This is a genomic window from Streptococcus jiangjianxini, assembly GCF_040225085.1.
GTDB lineage: Bacteria > Bacillota > Bacilli > Lactobacillales > Streptococcaceae > Streptococcus > Streptococcus jiangjianxini.
In genome coordinates this window covers 64,279-84,554 of record NZ_JBEHGL010000010.1, presented here as the reverse complement: position 1 = coordinate 84,554, position 20,276 = coordinate 64,279, and the positions used below count along the sequence as shown (strand labels likewise).

Here is a 20,276-nt window from a genome sequence, read left to right as displayed (position 1 = left end):
ACTCAGACGAGTTAAGTGACGATAGCCTAGGAGATACACCTGTACCCATGCCGAACACAGAAGTTAAGCCCTAGTACGCCTGAAGTAGTTGGGGGTTGCCCCCTGTTAGATAAGGTAGTTGCTTAGCGCAAAGGGAGTTTAGCTCAGCTGGGAGAGCATCTGCCTTACAAGCAGAGGGTCAGCGGTTCGATCCCGTTAACTCCCATAGATAAGGGAAAACCTTATTAGGTCCCGTGGTGTAGCGGTTATCACGTCGCCCTGTCACGGCGAAGATCGCGGGTTCGATTCCCGTCGGGACCGTCGGAACAATGTTTCGAAAGACAGACTCGTTAGCTCAGTTGGTAGAGCAATTGACTTTTAATCAATGGGTCACTGGTTCGAGCCCAGTACGGGTCATATAGGCGGGTTTGGCGGAATTGGCAGACGCACCAGATTTAGGATCTGGCGCTTAACGGCGTGGGGGTTCAAGTCCCTTAACCCGCATATAGGCAATAGCCGGCTTAGCTCAGTTGGTAGAGCATCTGATTTGTAATCAGAGGGTCGCGTGTTCAAGTCATGTAGCCGGCATAGAATTTAATAATTCTAAATTGGGCGCGTAGCTCAGGTGGTTAGAGCGCACGCCTGATAAGCGTGAGGTCGGTGGTTCGAGTCCACTCGTGCCCATTATGTAATATGGTCCGTTGGTCAAGGGGTTAAGACACCGCCTTTTCACGGCGGTAACACGGGTTCGAATCCCGTACGGACTATTATTATACAGGTTAGTGTTTCTAGCCTGTTTTGTTAGTATCTTTGCCGCTATAGTTAAATGGTATAATAGAGCAATGGTAATGCTCAGTTCCGAGTTCAATTCTCGGTGGTGGCAGAATAATTTAAGAGTGTTGCTTAGCGACATTCTTTTTTCGTTTTTGTCAATTGTAGGCTCATTGTCAACTGTAGTGGGTTGACTTATAACTAACACCGAGAGAGAATCAGATTGGTTCTCTCTTTTGTTGTGTTCAAAGCGAGATAAATCCGTTTTTTGAAGTTTTCATCTTCCTAAAGCCAAAAGCATTTCGCTTAATGACTTTAATAAGGTTGTTGGTCGCCTCTAGTCTGGCGTTGGAATAAGGTAGTTTCAGGTCATTGATAATCTTGTCTTTGTCTTTTAGAAAGGTTGAAAAGACGGTCTTAAATATAGGATGAACTTGTTTGATGGTATCAGAAATGAGATCAAAGAAGTGTTTCTCCTGCTTTTCTTGGAAATGAAAGAGAGGGCATTGGAAGAGGTCATAGTGGTGGCGTAGTTCATCAGAGTAGCCCAAAAGACGTTGCACAATCTCCTGATTGGTCAAGTGCATGCGAAAAGTCGGGCGATAAAATCGTTTATCACTGAGTTTTCGACTGTCTTGTTGGATGAGTTTCCAGTAACGTTTTAAGGCCTTATATTCATGAGATTGACGCTCAAATTGGTTCATGATTTGGATACGGAAACGGTTCATGGCGCGAGATAGGTTTTGAACAATGTGGAACCTATCGAGCACAATCTTCGCCTTAGGAAACAGTGTCTTAGCGATGTCATAATAGGGGCTAAACATATCCATGGTGATGACTTTGACACGACTGCGCACCTTGTGAGAATACCGCATGAAATGATTTTTGATGACAGCTTGCGTCCGACCATCAAGGATAGCAATAATCTTGCTAGCATCGAAATCTTGGGCAATAAAGCTCATCTTTCCCTTCTTGAAAGCATACTTATCCCACGACATATTTTCGGGTAACCAGGTTAACTCTGTCCTACACTCAAAGCGGTTGAGTTGCCGATAGACGGTTGACACAGAGACGGAGAGGTCTTCGGCGATTTTTGACATTGTCTCACGGCTCATGAGTTTGTCGGTGATTTTGAGGTTAATGATGTTGGGAATCTGATGATTTTCTCTGACCAGAGAGGTCTTAGCGACAGCCATTTTCCCACACGATTGACATTTGAAGCGCCCTTTTTGAGACGAATCAGTACTTTACAGCCAGCCATTTCCAGATAGGGAATTTTACACGGCTTTTGGAAATCATACTTTGCCATTTTTCCTTGACAAGCAGGGCATTGTGGGGCATCATAATCTAACTTGGCATGATACTCTCTGTGAGTGAAGAACTTGTCAAATTGCTTTTCAAAAGTGATGTTAGGGTCTTTAATGTTGAGTGAACCTTTGATATCATCTAGTTGTTCCATATGAGTCCTTCTAATGAGTGGTTTAGTCGCTTTTCATTATAGGTCATATGGGATTTTTTATATACTAGACTTGTTCGGAAACTAATCCCTTTCGTCATTGATAATAGCACAAATCAATTCAGCCCTTAATTCAAATCTCTTTTTTCGGTTACGATAAGGTTGTGACATCACTTGGAAAGTCTTAAACGTCGCATTAAAATGCTCTACTTCAATTCTTATCGCTGTCATCTCTTTATTTAGCTTTATCTCTTCATCTGTTAAACAATGATACTTGGAATTTTTACTGGAATAAAAGTATTCTTATGAAAATTCGCTATTCCCAAATATCCCAAATCAATAAATGCGACAGTCTCCTCTGGTAAAGTAGGGCCTATACTTTCTTTAAATAGAGTAAAGTCATGTGTATGTCCATCCGAAAAAGCTAATTGACACACACGATGAGTGCTTAAATCAAGCACAATCTGTGTTTTTAAAGTGTGTCGTTTCTTTTTACCAGAATAATTTGGGATTTGGTTTTTTGGGGACGTTGAATCGGACTTTCTGTGACATCAATGGCAACAGATGTCCTTGGAGCTTCTAAGTGGTCTAAGTCAAAACTACCAGAAGCGCGTAGAATATCCTACGCCCATGTTATTATGGCATTAACAGTAGCGACACCAATCCCAAAGTCAAAAGCTAATAACTGCTGAGTAGAGGAGTATCGCAAATAGCGCAAGGTCATGATAAGTTGGTCTTCCATACTAAGAGCACGTGGGCGGCTACCTTTTTGGTGTTGGGGTTGATAGGCTGAATTGAGGTGCTCAAGCATTAATTGGAAGGTTGATTTTTTGACACCAATCAATAATTTAAAATGTTCTGGATCAAGCTTTTCAGCATTTTCATATACACTTTTCATGATCTTATGATACTACTTTGGGGTTACTGAACAAGTCTCTACTCAAAAACCTATCATCTCTGTGGTCAAGTTAGTCATTACAGAAATGATAGAGCCCATTTTATCATTAGTCGATTAATCATGATATAATAGTTTTATTAATTTAACAGTTTGAGGTAGTTTATGTCTAGGGAAGAACAATTTTTAAATGATTTTAAAGAATGGGTTAACACTCAGGTAATCATTAATGAAGGAGCTATGAAAGCTAGTCAACAGGTTTGGGAAGAAGATGAAGATCTTCGTGCTAAGGAAGCCGTTATTCGATATGAGAGTCGCTTAGATGCTTACCGTTTTCTTCAAGGGAAATTTCAAAATTTTGAAGAAGGTAAAGGTTTCCATGATATTCCTGATGATATTTTTGGGAAACGGTCTTATTAGGAGTTATTAAATGGATGACGAGAACATCATTTGTGAGGCAGAATCTTTTGTGAAAACTGTTTTAGGTGCTGATTCTTCAGGGCATGATTGGTGGCATATTGATCGGGTTCGCAAATTGGCTGTGAGGATTGCTAAAAAGGAAAAGGCTAATCTGTATATTTGTGAATTAGCAGCATTACTGCATGATATAGCGGATGGCAAACTCAATGAGTCAGAGTTTGCTGGCTTGGAAAAAGTTTTGGCCTGGTTAGACGATCATGGGGTTTCGGAAGATGATAAAAAGTCTATTTTAGACATCATTCAATATATGTCATTCAAGGGTGGACTAAATCGTGGTAAGGTTTTATCATTAGAAGGTCAAGTGGTTCAAGATGCTGATCGTTTAGATGCAATTGGTGCCATTGGAATTGCAAGAACAATGGCTTATGCTGGGAGTAGAGGGCATCTTATTCATGTTCCTGGAACTAACATTCGTAGCGAGATGACTTTAGAAGAATACCGTGATCAGGAATCAACAGCTATTGCCCATTTTTATGAGAAGTTATTGTTGCTAAAGGATTTAATGAATACAGCGACTGGTAAGCAATTGGCAGAAAAGCGACATGCTTTTATGGAGGAGTTTTTAAAAGAGTTTTATGCTGAATGGGATGGGCTATTTTAGTTGGTAAAATGAAAATACTCTAGTGACGATGTGAACTGCTGCTTCTTAAGTGGACAATAATAAAATAATTGACGCCGCCTTGCATGCTGAAGGGTAACAGAAAAAAGCTATTTATCTGATGTACTCAAGGGTATATAACTAAGGCAAGGTATGGAAAACTTTGATAAGCATGTCTCTATTGTTAAAACAAGAATGGTCTAGAACTGAAATTATTCGCCAATTTGGTGATTACCGTTCGGCAATTGCACGTAAAATGAAATGAAGTTGCGTTAAACACACGAAAAAGATCAACGAGTGATCATTTATTATCAAGCATACGTTACTGAGATGGTTCAAAGATTTGCCGAAAGGAGATGTAAAAGCTAGTCCTTTGAGACACTTGATGAAGTAATCAACTAACCCTAAGAGATCATACGAGGGTTGGATGTTATTTTAAAATCAATGGTCAACAGACGCTGGTTAAGGAAAGTTTTTTAATTTTGATAGAGATTTAAAATGTGTCTCTGAGGACTTTGTAATAGCTTAGTGAATCTATAATCAACTGAAATAAGAATAAGACAAAAATACCTCAATGAAAGTACCACCAAATGGCAATACTTTCATTGAGGTATTTGGCGAAAATTCAGTGAATACACTATTTCTATGTTATATCAGAGTTGTACTGTTTTTGTTTCATTCTAGTTATGAGGTGAGTTTAATAAAACAGAATGTAATAAAGCCAGTGTAAAGCAATCAAGAAAGAGTAGGAAAACTCAAGCATTGCAGTGAACAAACTGAGCGTCAAAGAAAGTGAGCTTTGTTTTATAATCCTTGGCTAACTTCTTAGTTAAACGGAGAGTCGTGATTTATAAATCAATTTCTAGAACAATTGGTGTATGGTCTTGGCGAGCACCGGAAGAAATCATTTCTGACTTGGTTACTTTATCAGTGATTCTATTGGATGTCAACCAGTAGTCAATTCTCCAACCTGTGTTATTGATTTTACTAGTTTTACTGCGTTGGGCCCACCAGCTATAAACGTTAGGAATATCACCATGGATGTGCCGGAAGGTATCTGTGAAGCCACGGTCGAGGAGATTAGTAAAGCCCTGACGTTCCTCATCTGTAAAGCCAGGCGAGCGCCGGTTTGAAGCTGGGTTGGCAAGGTCGATTTCTTTATGAGCAACATTATAGTCGCCTGTGGCGAGAACGGGTTTTTGGGTGTCCAGCTCTGCCAAATAATCAGCATATTTTTCGTCCCAGATTTGTCTGTCCCCTAGACGCTTTAAGCCATCACCAGCATTGGGTGTATAGACTTGTGTGACAAAAAAGTCATCGAATTCAAGCGTAATAATACGTCCTTCAATATCCATCGTGGTTGGTGCCCCGATTTGAGGAAAACTGATGATTGGGTTCAAGTTATTTTTATAAAGAAACATGGTCCCAGCATACCCTTTACGGGCAGGTTCTTCTGAAGAACGCCAAATATTATGATAGTTGGGAAAATAACTCAGTAAAATGTCTAAATGCTTTTTGGTAGGTCCTTTTGCCGATAATTTAGTTTCTTGAATCGCAATGACGTCGGCATCTTCTTTGACAAGTGTTTCAATAACAGCTCGAGATAGAAGTGCGCGGCTCGAGTCACTAGTTAAGGCAGCATTGAGTGAATCGATATTCCAGGAAATCAGTTTCATGAAGGGGATCCTTTTCTATAAGTAGATTGCTTTTTCTACGAAAATAAATAGTTAGTTTGGTTAGCATGATTGCTTAAGAAGTTAATAATGCTTACTATTGGTTTTCAATGCCTATTATTATAACAAAAATGCTCTGGTATGGCGAGAAGTGAGATTTAGCCTATGGTGCTAACTATTGGAAAAGATACATGTCATTTTATGAAATCTTAACATTTTTTAAAAGGATTTGACATGTAGCTTAAATTATTGACAAGGTCCATTATTATGTTTGAATCGTGTGGATGTCTTAAAAAGCTAGTGAAAAATGAATCGAGACTTTTTACGGATTTAAAAACGAGTAGAGAGATTTGGCATTTTAGGCACTGGCTCTAATTCTATGATTCATCTATTTTATAGTCTTTTGAATTAACTGTGATACATCGTCACTTTCGACTTGCCTTACGCTAGTACTGTCTGCGTCTTTTTTGTTCCTTGTCTGAAAGCTAATTCATTTGACCATATTAAACTAAACGGAAAGTAAATGAGTAACTAGATAAATCACTTTTGGAATCTGATTATAAGATCAGACTTTTGGTGTATTGACGAATAGAGAGACTTTTGGTAAAACTATTAAGGGTAATAATTGTCTTTGATCGATTCATTTGAAGATGATTATGGCCTTAAATTTTGATGGAGGATTACCCAAGTTAGGCTGAAGGGAACAGTTTCGAAAACTGTCAGACGTGTCAAAGCGTGCGTGGGTTCGAATCCCACATCCTCCGTATCTTAGAATGAGTGGAACAATGTTTCGACAGAAACCTTATCATATCTACGAAAGTATATTCTGTGCTTTTTTAGTAACCTTTATTAGTGGTTTTATAAATGCTTTTACCTATCTAACTCAGGGCGGTCGTTTTGCAGGTGTCCAAACTGGAAATCTTTTGATGATGGGAATCAGGCTAGCAGAAGGTAGCTTGATTGAAGCCATTAAGTTTTTAATACCCATTATTGTTTTTATGGCTGGACAAGTCTTAACTTACTTTTTTAAATCTTGGATTCTTAAAAATCGATTTCATTGGCATTTGTTTTCGAGTTTAACATTGACGGTTCTAGGTTTGATTGCTGTGCTGGGATTGGAATTCTTCCATCCTTATGTTATCGTTGGCATCCTGGCACTTTTTATGTCTTTACAGGTTGATACGTTTAAATCGATCCGTGGGACCCCATTTGCAACGGTCATGATGACTGGTAATATCAAAAATGCTGCTTATTACTGGGTTAAAGGATTTATTGAAAAAGACACTAAGGTCAGAAAAGACGGTCGTAATATTCTATTCATCTTAGTTACTTTTTCATTAGGAGCCATGTGTTCAACGATCCTAAGCAAGCAATTTGGGGAATTATCTTTGGTGTTTATCTTAGTTCCTCTCGTTGTTTTAAATGGTTACTTGATGATAGGTGTGAGAAAAGGGCCACTTTATAATCCAAAGAATATTTTAAAAAAATTGTAAGATGTTTAAGTCCTCGCTGAGGACTTTTTTGCCGTCAGCTTAAGTATATCAACACTTACTCCAAAAATTATTTTTAATATAGCAGTTACTTACTGGCTGCTGCCTTATTCGCGATGATTTGATGGTTTAAAAGGTTTGTAGAAACAACACCTCATTTAGCGAATTTTTGATAAGGTATCAAGTGATGGAGCATGGCCAACTTTATCGATTTGGGGTAGACGTATAATCGTAACGTTTGTGATGAATTAAGAGATAATATATTGTCCTGGTGAAGTGGTGCTTGGAGGCAATTGTAGGTGGCTTCGTTGAAGTTACCTGCGGTTGCTTTTTTATGTCTCATACTACGATAGGGATTGGTATGACTTACTGAAGTTATGGATGGCTACGCTTGAGTAGGATCTTTCTAGTATAAGCGTTACCACGCTTAGTACTGTGTTCCAGAACTAGATAGTTTCCTGATTCATAGTGTCTCAAACTAATCGTGATAAAGTCATTGATTGGTGAACTGAAAACGGTGACTGTCTCTGAGATCGTCAAAATTACTTATCGCTGTGGTTTTCGATATTCCAGTAAAAGAGAGATTTCTCAGAGGTTGGGGTGAACTCGTCATCCGTTTAGAGTAGGTTGAAGATGACGTGTATAGAGGTTTCTTGTTTCAAAGGGAGCTCAGAATTTGAGATATTTTTCAAATTACCTAGTCTAATAACTGAGTGAAACCGATGGCATCGTTGACCATGATGGCGTCATGAACCCTTTCGATATTAACCAAAATCGCTACTTTTGAATTTGCCTTATTGATATCAATTCCAAATACTGCGTCTTGAATGCTGCTTTTTAGTGATGTTATTTTCAATACTTGACGTTTAGCGCTTCACATACTTTGATAGGATCTTATCTGAAACAGATGAAACGAAAGGATGTTTCGCTTGCAAACATTTCTGTAGAAAGTAGGTAAATAGTCACAGCTACTTATTTCTAGAAAGGCTTGCTTTTCTTCACAAGAAAGCAGCGATGTGTTCTAAAATAAGTGTCTGGTTAGTTTTGTGATGCCTTCTAGCGTCAAAAATTCTAACGGCTTAACAAGATACCCCACTTTAACATAACGGAAAAGTAGTCAGGAAATCTTAGTATCTTTGCTGTCTTCTAGTGGCAAAGATTGATACGGACAAGTTATAGTACTCAATGACAATCACAAGCGGACTAGGTGACGCCGATTCAGATAGAACTGAAGACATCAAAACAAGTCGACAAGGTCTCCTTTTGATTTCAGAAGAGTATAAGGTAACAGTGAAACAGCCTGCTCAAAGTGATTTTGTGATATAATTTACTCAATTCTATTTGGGAGGTTGTGCAATGCAAAAGAAGTTATTAGGTTTGTGTTGGCTATTGTTTATGGCGGTTTGGTACTGGTTTTATTTACCGCCCTTGTCCATTTTTAGTCAAGCGTTTTGGTTATTTTTAATATTAGGCGCTTGGTTAGCTATTGCTTTGGCTTATCTTTCCAAATTTCCCAAAGATAATTGGCTAAAAAGAGCAAAAATTGGCCAAAAGTCATTTAAAGAAGGTGTGAGATTTGCCATAACGCCAATTCCTAAATTAACCAAGGCATTTAAATGGTTGCTGATTGGGACTATTGGTATCTTGGCTGGTATTTTTCTTTTAAATATGACCCAGTCACGTGTTTTTAGAGCACGAAGTTATGCCAATGTGATTTCTGTTAAAAATGCTTCTTTTGAGAAGGATTTTCCCGAGACAGATTTATCAACCTTGGCTCTTTTGGATCGTAAATCTGCTAAGAAAATTGGGGATACTTATCTTGGAACGATTGACAAGGTATCGCAGTTTGGCATTTCAGATGCTTACCGTCAGATTACGATTGGTAATCAGCCGTTTCGTGTCTCACCACTGGAGTACAAGAGCTTTTGGAAGTGGCTGTCTAATCGGAAGCAAGGGATTGATTACTATGTCAAGGTCAACCAGACAACAGGCAAGGCGCAATTGGTTCGTTTAGATGAAGCCATGCGTTATTCAGACTCAGAATTTCTTTTTAGGGATACCAAGCGTCATTTAAGATTGCAGTTTCCAACGAAAATTTTTGCAGATCCTTCTTTCGAGGTTAATGACGAAGGTCACCCTTATTATGTAGCGACGACTTTTAAACCTAGGTTTGGTTTGACGTTCCAAGACCCTAGCGGTATGGTACTTATGGATGCGGTGACCGGTAAGAGCCGTTTTTATGAATTGAAAGATATTCCTAAATGGGTTGATAGGGTTTATTCAGCTGAAAATGTTATGATGCGTGTTGATGATCATTACACTTATCAGGATGGCTTCTTCAATACCTTGTTTAGTCAGACAGGTGTTAAGGAGACGACTGATTTGTATAATTATATCGCTATTGACGGTGATATTTACCTTTATACGGGTATTACTTCCGTAACAGCCGATTCATCAAATCTAGGCTTTATCTTAGTCAACATGCGCACGCGCCAAGTAACTAACTACAAGTTAGCTTCTGCAACGGAATCAGCTGCTCAAGCTTCTGCTGAAGGTGAGGTACAGGAGAAAAAATATCAGGCGACAGCACCAACTTTAGTAAAACTTGATGGCAAAGCTTTCTATCTAGTGTCTCTCAAAGATGACGCTGGTTTAGTGAAATCCTATGCTTTGGTAGATGCTGAGGATTACCAACAGGTGACGGTCAACAATGATATGGTCAGCCTATTATCACAATTTACAGATGTGAATACAGACCGACTTGCCACTATTGGAAATACTGGAAAGAATGTCAAATTAATCTCGGGTCAGGTGGATCACCTCGCGAGTCAAATCATTTCAGGGACAACCGTTTATTATATATCTTCAGATGCTAATATCTATAAAATCAAGGCCTCTAGCAAAAACTTAGATGATTTACCTTTCTTAACCGTAGGGGATAGCTTTAAAGGCGAGCTTGGAAAAGACAATTACCTTAATCGTGTTGAGATAAATCCTAAAGAAGTAGAAGAAACTAAGGAATAGTCTTATCGTAAGGTTCAGATGTGATTGACCAATGATTAGTGGTTTGAGATTGGTTCAGTTTTTGATGAGGAACTTTATTTATCAAACATTGCTTATATGATAATGCTTGACATCTTTTTTAACTAGTTGTGTCAGTGACAGCATCGAAAAAGTCCTACTTTTCATGAACTCGCATGGCAGAAGCAGGCCGCTCTTACGGATTTTAACTCTGACTGACAGTTGTCATTTCTTTGAAATCTGATACGAAAATATGCTATAATCAAGTGTTACTATAGTCGTGTTTCATTTGCACGGAAAGGATATTAAATAATGACCAAATCATTTTATATTACAACGCCGATATATTACCCATCTGGGAAACTGCATATCGGCTCTGCTTATACAACCATTGCTTGTGATGTTTTAGCACGTTACAAACGCATGATGAACAATGATGTATTTTACCTAACAGGTCTGGATGAGCATGGCCAAAAAATTCAGTCTAAGGCTGAAGAAGCAGGCATTACTCCTCAAGATTATGTTGATGGCATGGCTGTCGGCGTTAAAGAATTGTGGCATTTACTTGATATTTCGTATGATAAATTCATCCGTACAACTGACGATTATCACGAGGAAGTGGTGGCGCAGGTTTTTGAACGCCTTTTAGAACAAGGAGATATTTATCTTGGAGAATATCAAGGGTGGTACTCTGTTTCTGATGAGGAGTTCTTTACAGAAAGTCAATTAGCAGAAGTTTATCGTGATGATGAAGGCAATGTTATCGGTGGTGTGGCACCATCTGGGCATGAAGTAGAGCTAGTTTCTGAAGAATCATATTTTTTCAAACTTAGCAAATATGCTGATAAATTGGTTGCTTTCTATAAGGCTAATCCTGATTTTATCAGTCCCAATGGTCGCATGAATGAAATGTTAAAAAACTTTATCGAACCTGGTTTGGAAGATCTTGCCGTTTCGCGTACAACCTTTACTTGGGGAGTTCAAGTGCCTTCAAATCCTAAACATGTTGTTTACGTTTGGATTGATGCTCTTCTCAACTATGCAACAGCTCTTGGCTATGGGCAAGCTGATTCAGCGAACTTTGAGCAATTCTGGCTGGCGGATACTGTCACCAAATCATGGACGGATGAGGCAGGTAAGACTTGGAACTTTACAGTAAATCCAGAAGTTAATCACATGGTTGGTAAGGATATCTTACGTTTCCACTCTATTTACTGGCCAATCATTCTAATGGCACTAGAGCTACCATTGCCAAATCGTCTAGTAGCTCATGGTTGGTTTGTCATGCAAGATGGGAAAATGTCTAAATCAAAAGGTAATGTCGTTTATCCAGAAATGTTGGTAGAACGTTTTGGCCTTGATCCATTGCGCTACTATCTCATGCGCAGTCTCCCTGTTGGATCTGATGGAACGTTCACACCAGAGGATTATGTTGGACGGATTAACTATGAATTGGCAAATGACCTTGGTAATCTCCTTAACCGCACAGTTGCTATGATTAACAAGTACTGTGGTGGTAGCATTCCTGATTACAAAGAAAATGTGACAGCATTTGATGCTGATTTGGCTGACTTTGTAGCTAACAACATCAAACTCTATCATCAACATATGGACGCAGTGGATTACCCAAGAGCCTTAGAAGCCGTTTGGAATATTATTTCTCGTACCAACAAGTATATCGATGAAACAGCCCCTTGGGTCTTGGCTAAAGAAGATGGGGATAAGGCACGTTTGGCAGCTGTTATGTCACATCTGGCAGCTAGCTTACGTGTGGTTGCTCATCTCCTCCAACCATTTATGATGCAAACATCGAATGCTATTATGGAACAACTTGGATTGGGAAATGATTTTGACCTTGAAAATCTTGAACTTTCAGGGTTGCCAAGCGGTGTTCAAGTTATTGCAAAAGGAACACCAATTTTCCCACGTCTTGATATGGAAATGGAGATTAACTATATCAAGGATCAAATGAATGCTGGCAAACCGATAGCAGAAAAAGAATGGATTCCAGAAGAGGTGGAACTCAAATCTCAAAAGGGCGAGATCAAGTTTGACATTTTTGAGGCGATTGAAATTCGTGTCGCTGAAGTAAAAGAAGTGGAAAAGGTAGAGGGATCTGATAAATTGCTTCGCTTCCGCTTGGATGCTGGAGATGGTGAAGATCGTCAAATTCTTTCTGGTATCGCTAAATATTATCCGAATGAACAAGAACTCGTTGGTAAGAAGTTGCAAATTGTCGCTAACTTAAAACCACGCAAAATGATGAAAAAATACATTAGTCAAGGTATGATTCTCTCAGCTGAGTATGATAACCAGTTGACTGTCTTGACCGTTGATGACAGTGTGCCAAATGGTAGTGTTATTGGGTAATAATTAAAAAATAAGAGGAAGCACCTCTTATTTTTTATTGCTAATGATCGTAAGTATTTTCAAAGGTTCATACCAATAATAAGATAACGTCTGTGCCGTGGTAAAAGCATTGATTTATTAGCCTCTGGGATCCCTATACCCCTTTTTATTGGAATGAGATCATTGCTGACTAAAGACAACAAGAGGAATGCCAAAGGAATAGTTCTTGCTGCTCTTGGAAAATGGGAAGATGCTGTTTTTTCTAACGGTTTGGTTAATTTTACCAAATCATAACAGCTTTTACGGACTTTGTGGGAGTGATTATAAGAGGTTTGGGAGTTTTCAGTTGATTAGAAGTCTTGTCTCGGTCTCATTTTTGTTATAATAATAAAGAGACATTCTAGAAAAGGATTTAAAATGGTATTAGTAGAATTAAGTAAAGAACAATATGGCGATGCTCTATCGCATTTTACAGAGATTTCATTTACGCAGTCTTTGGAAATGGCAGAGCTACTTAGTAAGCGGGGATTTTCAACTCGTTTTATGGGATTTGAAGCTGACGGAGGTATTCAAGTCGCAGGAATTTTATACAGCAAAGCTATGGCTGGCGGTCAGCACATGGAGATGAATACAGGACCAGCAAGTAGTGACTGGACCTATTTGAAACCCTTCTACAAAGAATTACAAGACTTTGCTAAGAAAAATGGTGCGCTGGAATTGATTATCAAACCTTATGATACCTACCAAACTTTTACCAGTGATGGGGAGCCTCTTGGAGAAGAGCGTAAGGATTTGCTAGAAACTTTGACAAGTCTAGGATTTACCCATGATGGTTTACAGACAGGTTATTCTGGTGGTGAACCAGATTGGCTATACGTAAAGAGTTTAGAAGGCATTACACCACAGACTCTACGCAAATCTTTTTCTAAAAAAGGAAAACCCTTAGCTAATAAAGTAGCATCATTTGGTATTAAATTGCGTCAGTTAGAGCGTTCAGAGCTCTCCATTTTTAAAGAGATTACATCGGCAACATCTGAGCGTCGTGAGTATTCGGATAAGCCGCTGGACTATTACAAAGATTTTTATGATGCTTTCGGTGGTAATTGCGAATTCATGGTGGCAGAAATTAATTTTCAAGATTATTTGGCAAATCTTCAAAAAGATTTAGGCGATTTATCAGCTAAGTTAGCAGATTTAGAAGACAAATTAACTACTAACCCTGATTCTCGAAAATACCAAAATATGAAAAAAGAGTATCAGGCACAAGCTGAGACTTTTGAAAAGCGGATTTTAGAAGCTAAAGATTTGATTGCAGAGCATGGATCAGAAGATGTTGTTATGGCAGGAAGTCTCTTTGTATATACGGAGCGTGAAGCCATTTATCTTTTCAGTGGTTCTTATACTGAGTTTAATAAATTTTACGCTCCCGTAGCTCTGCAAGAACATGTTATGTTGGAAGCTATTAAACGTGGTATTACAACTTACAATTTTCTTGGTATTCAGGGAGTGTTTGATGGCAGCGACGGTGTCCTTCGTTTCAAACAAAATTTTAACGGTTACGTCGTTCGTAAAATGGGGACATTCAGGTATTATCCAAATCCATTCAAGAAGAAGGCTATTGATGCTGTCAAAAAACTGTTAGGGCGGTCATAAGCTATAGATACTGGGACGATAAAATCGCATTCTTCCAAATGACTGATTTTTGTTCTAGTCTCTTTTTTTAGAAAATAGTAGTTTGCTTTGCAAAGTAGTTAAAAAGTATTATACTTAAATTGTTAACTAGTAGGTAAAACAAACTAGTGGACCTTTATGAAAACAAATCAAACAATTGGGATAGTTTTTGTGGTGAATGCTATTGTTTTAGGAGTTATCATTAAGATGTGGTTTATTGGTTTACCAATGGCAATCATAGGTCTAAGTTACCTAACAGGAGTAATTTCAGATGATAATGAGTAAAAGTGGAGAATGTATGTGAGAGAAACGCAGTTATTAAAAGGGGTTTTGGAAGGCTGTGTCTTAGAAATCATTGCTCAAAAAGAAATTTACGGCTATGAATTAGTACAAAAGTTGAGGCAATCAGGCTTTGAAAACATGGTTGGAGGAACAGTTTACCCACTCCTTCAAAAATTGGAAAAAAAAGGTTATATCATAGGTCGGATAAAGCCCTCGTCAGATGGACCGGATCGTAAGTATTTTACCATTACACGAGACGGAGAAAGTTATCTGACAGAGTTTTGGCAGGAGTGGTCTAGTCTTTTAGAGAAAGTAGAGCAGCTTCAGAAAGGAGCGCATGATGAAAAATGATACACAGGTATTAAGGGATAAAACGAATAGCATAATAGATAGCTTGAAACCTGAAAATAAAGATTATTTTGAGACTATTCAAGAATACATGATCTTAAAATCTTTTTTTAAAGATGAAAAAGCTATTCTGGAGCAGCTTTATGCTATGGCTAGTGATCTTAGAGTGGCAGAAGGAGATGGTTTATCTGCGATTGACTTTTTTGGTACTGATTCTAAGGAAATGGCGGACCAGCTTTTAGAGAATGCTCCAAAAGTCACCATTAAGGAAATAGTAAGCATTTATTTTAGTGTGGTATTTGTCTTATTTGGTATTGAAATTCTTGTTTTATTTTCTAAGACAGGTCACTTTCAATTGGAATTGTTTATGTTCATGGCGTCTTGTATCAATGCTTCACTGATTTGCTGGATTGTGTTTACAGTGTTACCAAAATTTCTTTTCAATGAGAAGCAGTCTAAGATGCTTGTTGGCTTGGCTGTTGTTGGATCAATTATACTCTTTAATGTTGTTTTCAGCTTGCCTGATATGATTGGAGATAGGGGAATTTATCTTACATTTCCAGAAGCAGTTGATTGGATATTTGTTATCGTGACAAGTATAGTGATGCTCGTTTTATTCGTTAAGAAAAGCGTGTTCAGAGCTTCAGTCTTTCCGATTTTAGCATTTTTACTATTAGGTGTGGTTAAGAAATTAATAACCATGAGAATACTTAGTGGCGAACTGTGGACCACTTGGATACCTATTTGCGCCTTAGGTTTAGGAATATTGATTTTCTATGTGATAAGCTATAGGACTATCAAAGAGTCTGGCAAGTGATAAGATATTTGATACGTTTTGAAAATGCAACTCAAATCTAATTAGTTTGATGATTTTCAGTTCTATCTCTATCGATGTTGACTGCTATGATTATGATTTTCATTGATTATGAGTCATTTATTTGGCACAGTTAAAAGGCTGGGGGTTCCTCAGCCTTTTATTCTTTATTAAAAACAATCCTTTGCACATGGTGCTTGGAGTTAAACACTAACTGTTGACCATGATCCACAACTTTATAAGTGAGGGTGTCTCCTTTTTGAAATTGATTATTTGTTACTTTAGGCGTATTTACCTTGGTAATGGACATGTTATGAAACAAAGGGTCAAGATGTGTTTGAAAGAGTGGTATGGTTAGTTGAGCTGACTGTGGGTTATAAGTGCCATCTAATGAGGTGACGTTTTTAGCGATCGTTTGATCAACTAGTTGATACCAATCATTTATACTTTGATGTTGACTGCTTTGTTGGGATAACTTTTTTGCCAGAACTTTACGATCGAGTTCACAGGTGACGGTAAAACGCCCCTGCGTATTGGAGATAGTAAGGACTGTAGAAATGTCAGTGATGTAGTCATTACCCTGCTCATCATGTGCCCATTTGGATAAATTTTGGTTAAGTTTTTTTTCTAACATTTGACTGATGTAAGGGCTGGACCAGGTTCCCTGGAGATTGTTTTTGGAATAACGAAGGATAAAGATAGAAGCGAGTGATAGGAATAAAAAAGTACTTGCAATAAAGAATTTCTTTTTGAGTTGTTTGTGGGTAAACTTGTTTAAACGCTTATTTTTCCTAGTCATTGAACCTTCCCTTTTTAACCATTAAATCTTATTTAGCATTCCTATCTTATCATAGAATAAATAGAAATTCATGATAAAAATATGATGCTAATACAAAGAATTGTGGTCTTACTTGGAAATTATGATAGAATGACATTAGCTTATTGTAAGGAGAAAAACCATGACATTTGAAGAAATTTTACCAGGATTAAAAGCAAAGAAAAAATACGTTCGCATCGGTTGGGGAGGTGCTGAAAATTATGTGCAACTCTTTGATACCATTGAAGTGAACGGTCAAAAGCTAGAAGCGACACCTTATTTTCTCATCAATGTGACCGGTGACGGAGAAGGTTTTAGCATGTGGAGTCCGACGCCTTGTGATGTTCTTGCTGAAGACTGGGTCGAAGTCCATGACTAAAACCGTTCTTGTCACAGGTGTAGCATCAGGCATTGGTCAAGCCCAAGCAGGTCTTTTTTTGGAAAAGGGCTACGCGGTTTATGGTGTCGATAAGTCAGGAAAGCCTGATTTATCTCATCATCGTTTTCAGTTTTTCCAAATGGACTTGAGGGGTAATCTGGCTGCGCTCTATGAGCAGGTTCCACAAGTGGATATCCTATGTAACACAGCTGGAATATTAGATGACTACAAACCTTTGCTAGATACTTCTGAAGAGGAGTTGCACGAGGTTATGGAGACTAATTTTTTTGCAACGGTTACCCTAACCCGCCACTATTTGAAAAAAATGGTTGAAAGAAAATCAGGGATTATCATTAATATGTGCTCCATCGCTAGTTTTATGGCCGGTGGTGGCGGTGCTGCCTATACCTCCTCAAAACATGCCCTGGCTGGCTTTACTCGTCAACTGGCTTTGGATTATGCCAAAGATGGTATTCAGATTTTTGGGATAGCCCCTGGTGCAGTGAAAACGGCAATGACGGCGGCAGATTTTAAATCTGGCGGCTTGGCTGATTGGGTTGCTCAAGAAACCCCTATTGGAAGATGGACACAACCAGCTGAAATTGCCGAATTAACTCTCATGCTAGCCTCAGGAAAACTGGCTTCCATGCAGGGCGAAATCGTCAAAATCGACGGTGGCTGGAGTTTGAAATAGACTGTCACTTGGAGCTGTTTCTAGTGTTACAGTTTCGGAGTAATCTTTTTTATCATTTTGGGTAGAGGAAGGATTTGACAACTGCTGTTAAGAAAGCCTAGTGGGACCGTGGTATCAAAAGGCATGGTTTTTTTATCTAATGGAGGTAAAGAAACAAGTAGAAGGTATCGAGCAACTTGATATACCACATGTTAAACTATGAAATGGAAACATTGGTAAGAGAAGAGGCTATTGAGTTTTTTGAGAGATAACTAAAACTATATTGGCCAATTAAAAAGGAGATCAAAATGGAAGCATTGGAAATGTGGCAAAAATACCAACAAATAAATCCCAATATTGGTAATGAAATGGATTCTTGGGCCTTTGGGGATGAACCAGACTTACTCGCAAACTTGGTTTTGGAAGGTACAAAAACAGCGACAGCATCGGCTTTTGATTTGTATGAAGTGGATAATGAGCCACTTCCAGAAGCTCGAACTTATGATATTATCTTAGATAGTCAGGATGAGGCGGTTTGTATCATCAAGATCACTAAAGTTTCAGTTCTTCCCTTTAAAGATGTCTCTAAAGAGCATGCTTTCAAAGAAGGTGAAGGCGATAGAAGTTTAGCCTACTGGCGGAAAGTCCATGAGGCCTTATTTAGCGAATGGTTAGCCGAAGCGAACCTAGCATTCAATGAAAACTCCAAAATCGTTCTAGAGGAATTTAAAGTCGTTTATCCTAAATAGTAAGGAAAAACTGTATAGGAATGTTCACCCCAAAGACAATCATCAGTTTTGATGCTTGTTTTTTTGTAGTTTTGACAAAATGGTCAAAAAAGGTCATTAACTGATACTCAATGAAAGTCCAAAGCAGACTAGGCGACGACAATGTAGATAGAACTGAAGGTCATCAAATCAAGTCAACATGGTCTACTTTTGAGTTTTGAAGGGTATCATTTGCTTATCCTAAAGTACAAAGACTTGTATCGGCTAGCTTACTTGTTTTTTGAGTTTGAGGCTTAGCAATGTTGGACGCTACCTCCTTTTCTTTTTTGGACTTTCTTGTTTTCTGGTGTAACGTCAATGATAATCTTTTTTAGAGGCTGGTCTACGATTTCTTATGCCACTTGTAGAAGAGTTTTAATATTTGTCTGGTGCTTAATAACCTCACTAGTCCTCTAATAAGACTTTCAAAGGTGTTGCATGACAACCTTTCGGAGATTTTTTCTTCTGCACACAGCTAGCTTTCCCTTCTTTAACAATTTTGTTGATTTGATTGACTGACTTTCCAGTTTACTTGCATCGACGTGGCCTATCCTAATGTTAATTTTCACGACGTATTGATAAGCAATAAGCGACTCAGATGTTTAAGGCGTCCTTGTTCTTCCAATGGTTATCTCGTGTAGTAGAGGTAAGGTTCCTGTTGATCGATCTGGTTTTTGCCTTTACCGAACTTGTTTTTGGATCGTGTAAGACAGGTGGATTTATGGGGAAAATACTGGTAGAATGAAAAGAAGAAAAGGTTTACAGAAAGGGTAGTATTGTTTTATGAAATTAGCATTATTAGGCACCGGTATGATTGTTAAGGAGGTTTTACCAGTCTTAACAGAGATTGAGGGGATTAGCTTGAAAGCAATTATGTCGACACCGAGGTCTATTGAAACAGCGCGTGATTTAGCAAAAACCTATGATATTCCTCAGGCAAGTAGTGATTACGATGATATACTGAAGAATTCAGACGTGGATACGGTTTATGTCGGACTTCCTAATCATTTGCATTATGACTATGCCAAAAAAGCACTTGAAGCGGGTAAACATGTTATCTGTGAAAAGCCATTTACCTTGCGGTTAGCAGAGTTAGAAGACTTGATTGCTCTAGCAGAAGAGAAAGGACTTTTCTTACTGGAAGCTATTACGAATCAATATTTAGAGAATTTCACCTATATCAAAAATGAGCTCGATCAGCTAGGTGAGATCAAGATTGTGACTTGTAATTACTCTCAATATTCGTCACGTTATGACGCCTTTAAACGCGGAGAAATCGCTCCGGCATTTGATCCAGCCAAAGGTGGCGGGGCTCTACGTGATCTCAATATCTACAACATTCACTTTGTTGTCGGTCTATTTGGACAACCCAAGCGAGTTGAGTACTTGCCAAATATGGAGAGAGGTGTTGATACCTCGGGCATTTTGGTGCTTGATTATGGGAAATTCAAGGCAGTTTGTATTGGTGCTAAAGATTGTAGTGCCGACATTAAGTCGACTATCCAAGGAAATCAAGGTTCTATGGCGGTACTTGGTGCTACAAACACCATGCCAGAGATTAGTCTTACCCTAAATGGGCAAGAGCCAAAAGTGATGGATCATAATAGCAATCATCACCGCATGTATGCAGAATTTGTCGCTTTTGAAGACATGCTAGCAAATGGGAAGGTGGATCAGGCGAAAAAAGCCTTAGCTCACAGCCTATCCGTGATGACAGTTCTAGAAGCTGCAGCAGAAAGCATGACGTCATCGTATTAATAATAGCCTAATTAGCCAAGACTAGTAGCTTGGCTTTTGTATATCCTTTAATTAT

General features: G+C 38.5%; 16 protein-coding genes, 9 tRNA genes, 1 rRNA gene and 3 pseudogenes. 24 read left to right on the top strand and 5 right to left on the bottom strand.

Features of this window, described 5'->3' with window-relative positions:
- The first annotated feature begins 11 nt into the window (after positions 1 to 11).
- The 9 genes from rrf (at position 12) to ABP870_RS05865 (ending at position 862) form a co-directional block, all read left to right on the top strand.
- Positions 12 to 127, top strand: a 5S ribosomal RNA gene (gene rrf / locus ABP870_RS05905).
- 5 nt (positions 128 to 132) lie between these two features.
- Positions 133 to 205, top strand: a tRNA-Val gene (locus tag ABP870_RS05900).
- Positions 206 to 227: 22 nt separating this feature from the next.
- Positions 228 to 300, top strand: a tRNA-Asp gene (locus ABP870_RS05895).
- A gap of 23 nt (positions 301 to 323) precedes the next feature.
- A tRNA-Lys gene (locus ABP870_RS05890) sits at positions 324 to 396 on the top strand.
- 5 nt (positions 397 to 401) lie between these two features.
- Positions 402 to 483, top strand: a tRNA-Leu gene (locus ABP870_RS05885).
- A gap of 11 nt (positions 484 to 494) precedes the next feature.
- Positions 495 to 567: transfer RNA gene (locus tag ABP870_RS05880), tRNA-Thr, on the top strand.
- Positions 568 to 589: 22 nt separating this feature from the next.
- Positions 590 to 663: transfer RNA gene (locus ABP870_RS05875), tRNA-Ile, on the top strand.
- A gap of 11 nt (positions 664 to 674) precedes the next feature.
- Positions 675 to 746: transfer RNA gene (locus tag ABP870_RS05870), tRNA-Glu, on the top strand.
- A gap of 45 nt (positions 747 to 791) precedes the next feature.
- Positions 792 to 862, top strand: a tRNA-Thr gene (locus tag ABP870_RS05865).
- A gap of 89 nt (positions 863 to 951) precedes the next feature.
- On the opposite strand, the pseudogene ABP870_RS05860 reads toward ABP870_RS05865, so the two are convergent.
- Positions 952 to 2,209: pseudogene (locus tag ABP870_RS05860) on the bottom strand (ISL3 family transposase).
- A gap of 81 nt (positions 2,210 to 2,290) precedes the next feature.
- A pseudogene (locus ABP870_RS05855) lies at positions 2,291 to 3,104 on the bottom strand (IS5 family transposase).
- A 162-nt stretch (positions 3,105 to 3,266) separates the two neighbouring features.
- Between ABP870_RS05855 and ABP870_RS05850 the strand changes: the two are divergent.
- Complete coding sequence (locus tag ABP870_RS05850) at positions 3,267 to 3,521, top strand: DUF1912 family protein (RefSeq protein ID WP_350014524.1); 255 nt, start codon at positions 3,267 to 3,269, stop codon at positions 3,519 to 3,521.
- 10 nt (positions 3,522 to 3,531) lie between these two features.
- Positions 3,532 to 4,182 (top strand): HD domain-containing protein, encoded by a 651-nt coding sequence (locus ABP870_RS05845; protein WP_350014523.1) that lies wholly within the window; start codon positions 3,532 to 3,534, stop codon positions 4,180 to 4,182.
- Positions 4,183 to 5,027: 845 nt separating this feature from the next.
- On the opposite strand, the gene ABP870_RS05840 is transcribed toward ABP870_RS05845, so the two are convergent.
- On the bottom strand, positions 5,028 to 5,855 hold the full coding sequence (locus tag ABP870_RS05840; protein WP_350014522.1) for an exodeoxyribonuclease III: 828 nt from the start codon (positions 5,853 to 5,855) through the stop codon (positions 5,028 to 5,030).
- A gap of 671 nt (positions 5,856 to 6,526) precedes the next feature.
- On the opposite strand from ABP870_RS05840, the gene ABP870_RS05835 reads away from it, so the two are divergent.
- Positions 6,527 to 6,616 (top strand) — tRNA-Ser (locus tag ABP870_RS05835).
- Positions 6,617 to 6,637: 21 nt separating this feature from the next.
- The gene (locus ABP870_RS05830) at positions 6,638 to 7,345 is read left to right on the top strand and encodes a YoaK family protein (RefSeq protein ID WP_350014521.1); all 708 of its coding nucleotides are present in this window, start codon (positions 6,638 to 6,640) and stop codon (positions 7,343 to 7,345) included.
- Positions 7,346 to 7,546: 201 nt separating this feature from the next.
- Here the strand turns inward: ABP870_RS05830 and ABP870_RS10690 are convergent.
- Positions 7,547 to 7,925 (bottom strand): annotated as a pseudogene (locus ABP870_RS10690) (transposase); the annotation flags it as partial.
- A gap of 602 nt (positions 7,926 to 8,527) precedes the next feature.
- Here ABP870_RS10690 and ABP870_RS05825 point away from each other — a divergent pair.
- The 7 genes from ABP870_RS05825 to ABP870_RS05795 all read left to right on the top strand — a co-directional run bounded on the left by ABP870_RS05825 (position 8,528) and on the right by ABP870_RS05795 (position 15,830).
- On the top strand, positions 8,528 to 8,668 hold the full coding sequence (locus ABP870_RS05825; protein ID WP_350014520.1) for a hypothetical protein: 141 nt from the start codon (positions 8,528 to 8,530) through the stop codon (positions 8,666 to 8,668).
- Positions 8,669 to 8,698: 30 nt separating this feature from the next.
- Complete coding sequence (locus tag ABP870_RS05820) at positions 8,699 to 10,366, top strand: hypothetical protein (protein WP_350014519.1); 1,668 nt, start codon at positions 8,699 to 8,701, stop codon at positions 10,364 to 10,366.
- Between the two features lie 309 nt (positions 10,367 to 10,675).
- A complete protein-coding gene (gene metG, locus ABP870_RS05815; RefSeq protein WP_350014518.1) occupies positions 10,676 to 12,733 on the top strand; it encodes a methionine--tRNA ligase in 2,058 nt (685 codons plus the stop codon).
- 396 nt (positions 12,734 to 13,129) lie between these two features.
- Positions 13,130 to 14,365 carry an aminoacyltransferase gene (locus tag ABP870_RS05810; RefSeq protein WP_350014517.1) on the top strand — a complete coding sequence of 412 codons (1,236 nt, stop codon included), beginning with the start codon at positions 13,130 to 13,132 and terminating at the stop codon, positions 14,363 to 14,365.
- Between the two features lie 156 nt (positions 14,366 to 14,521).
- Entirely contained in the window at positions 14,522 to 14,668 is a 147-nt protein-coding gene (locus ABP870_RS05805; RefSeq protein ID WP_350014516.1) for a hypothetical protein, read from the top strand.
- Positions 14,669 to 14,683: 15 nt separating this feature from the next.
- Positions 14,684 to 15,016, top strand: a complete 333-nt coding sequence (locus tag ABP870_RS05800; protein ID WP_350014515.1) for a PadR family transcriptional regulator — start codon at positions 14,684 to 14,686, stop codon at positions 15,014 to 15,016.
- Complete coding sequence (locus ABP870_RS05795) at positions 15,006 to 15,830, top strand: hypothetical protein (RefSeq protein WP_350014514.1); 825 nt, start codon at positions 15,006 to 15,008, stop codon at positions 15,828 to 15,830. The genes ABP870_RS05800 and ABP870_RS05795 overlap by 11 nt, the downstream gene beginning before the upstream one ends.
- A 157-nt stretch (positions 15,831 to 15,987) precedes the next feature.
- Here ABP870_RS05795 and ABP870_RS05790 read toward each other — a convergent pair whose 3' ends face one another.
- On the bottom strand, positions 15,988 to 16,626 hold the full coding sequence (locus ABP870_RS05790) for a hypothetical protein (protein ID WP_350014513.1): 639 nt from the start codon (positions 16,624 to 16,626) through the stop codon (positions 15,988 to 15,990).
- Positions 16,627 to 16,786: 160 nt separating this feature from the next.
- Between ABP870_RS05790 and ABP870_RS05785 the strand changes: the two genes are divergently transcribed.
- The 4 genes from ABP870_RS05785 to ABP870_RS05770 all read left to right on the top strand — a co-directional run bounded on the left by ABP870_RS05785 (position 16,787) and on the right by ABP870_RS05770 (position 20,221).
- The gene (locus ABP870_RS05785; RefSeq protein WP_350014512.1) at positions 16,787 to 17,023 is read left to right on the top strand and encodes a DUF2829 domain-containing protein; all 237 of its coding nucleotides are present in this window, start codon (positions 16,787 to 16,789) and stop codon (positions 17,021 to 17,023) included.
- Positions 17,016 to 17,717 (top strand): 3-oxoacyl-ACP reductase, encoded by a 702-nt coding sequence (locus ABP870_RS05780; RefSeq protein ID WP_350014511.1) that lies wholly within the window; start codon positions 17,016 to 17,018, stop codon positions 17,715 to 17,717. Before ABP870_RS05785 ends, ABP870_RS05780 begins: the two co-directional genes overlap by 8 nt.
- Positions 17,718 to 18,004: 287 nt before the next feature.
- Entirely contained in the window at positions 18,005 to 18,445 is a 441-nt protein-coding gene (locus tag ABP870_RS05775; protein WP_350014510.1) for an ASCH domain-containing protein, read from the top strand.
- 801 nt (positions 18,446 to 19,246) lie between these two features.
- Positions 19,247 to 20,221 carry a Gfo/Idh/MocA family protein gene (locus tag ABP870_RS05770; protein WP_350014509.1) on the top strand — a complete coding sequence of 325 codons (975 nt, stop codon included), beginning with the start codon at positions 19,247 to 19,249 and terminating at the stop codon, positions 20,219 to 20,221.
- The last annotated feature ends 55 nt before the right edge of the window (positions 20,222 to 20,276 follow it).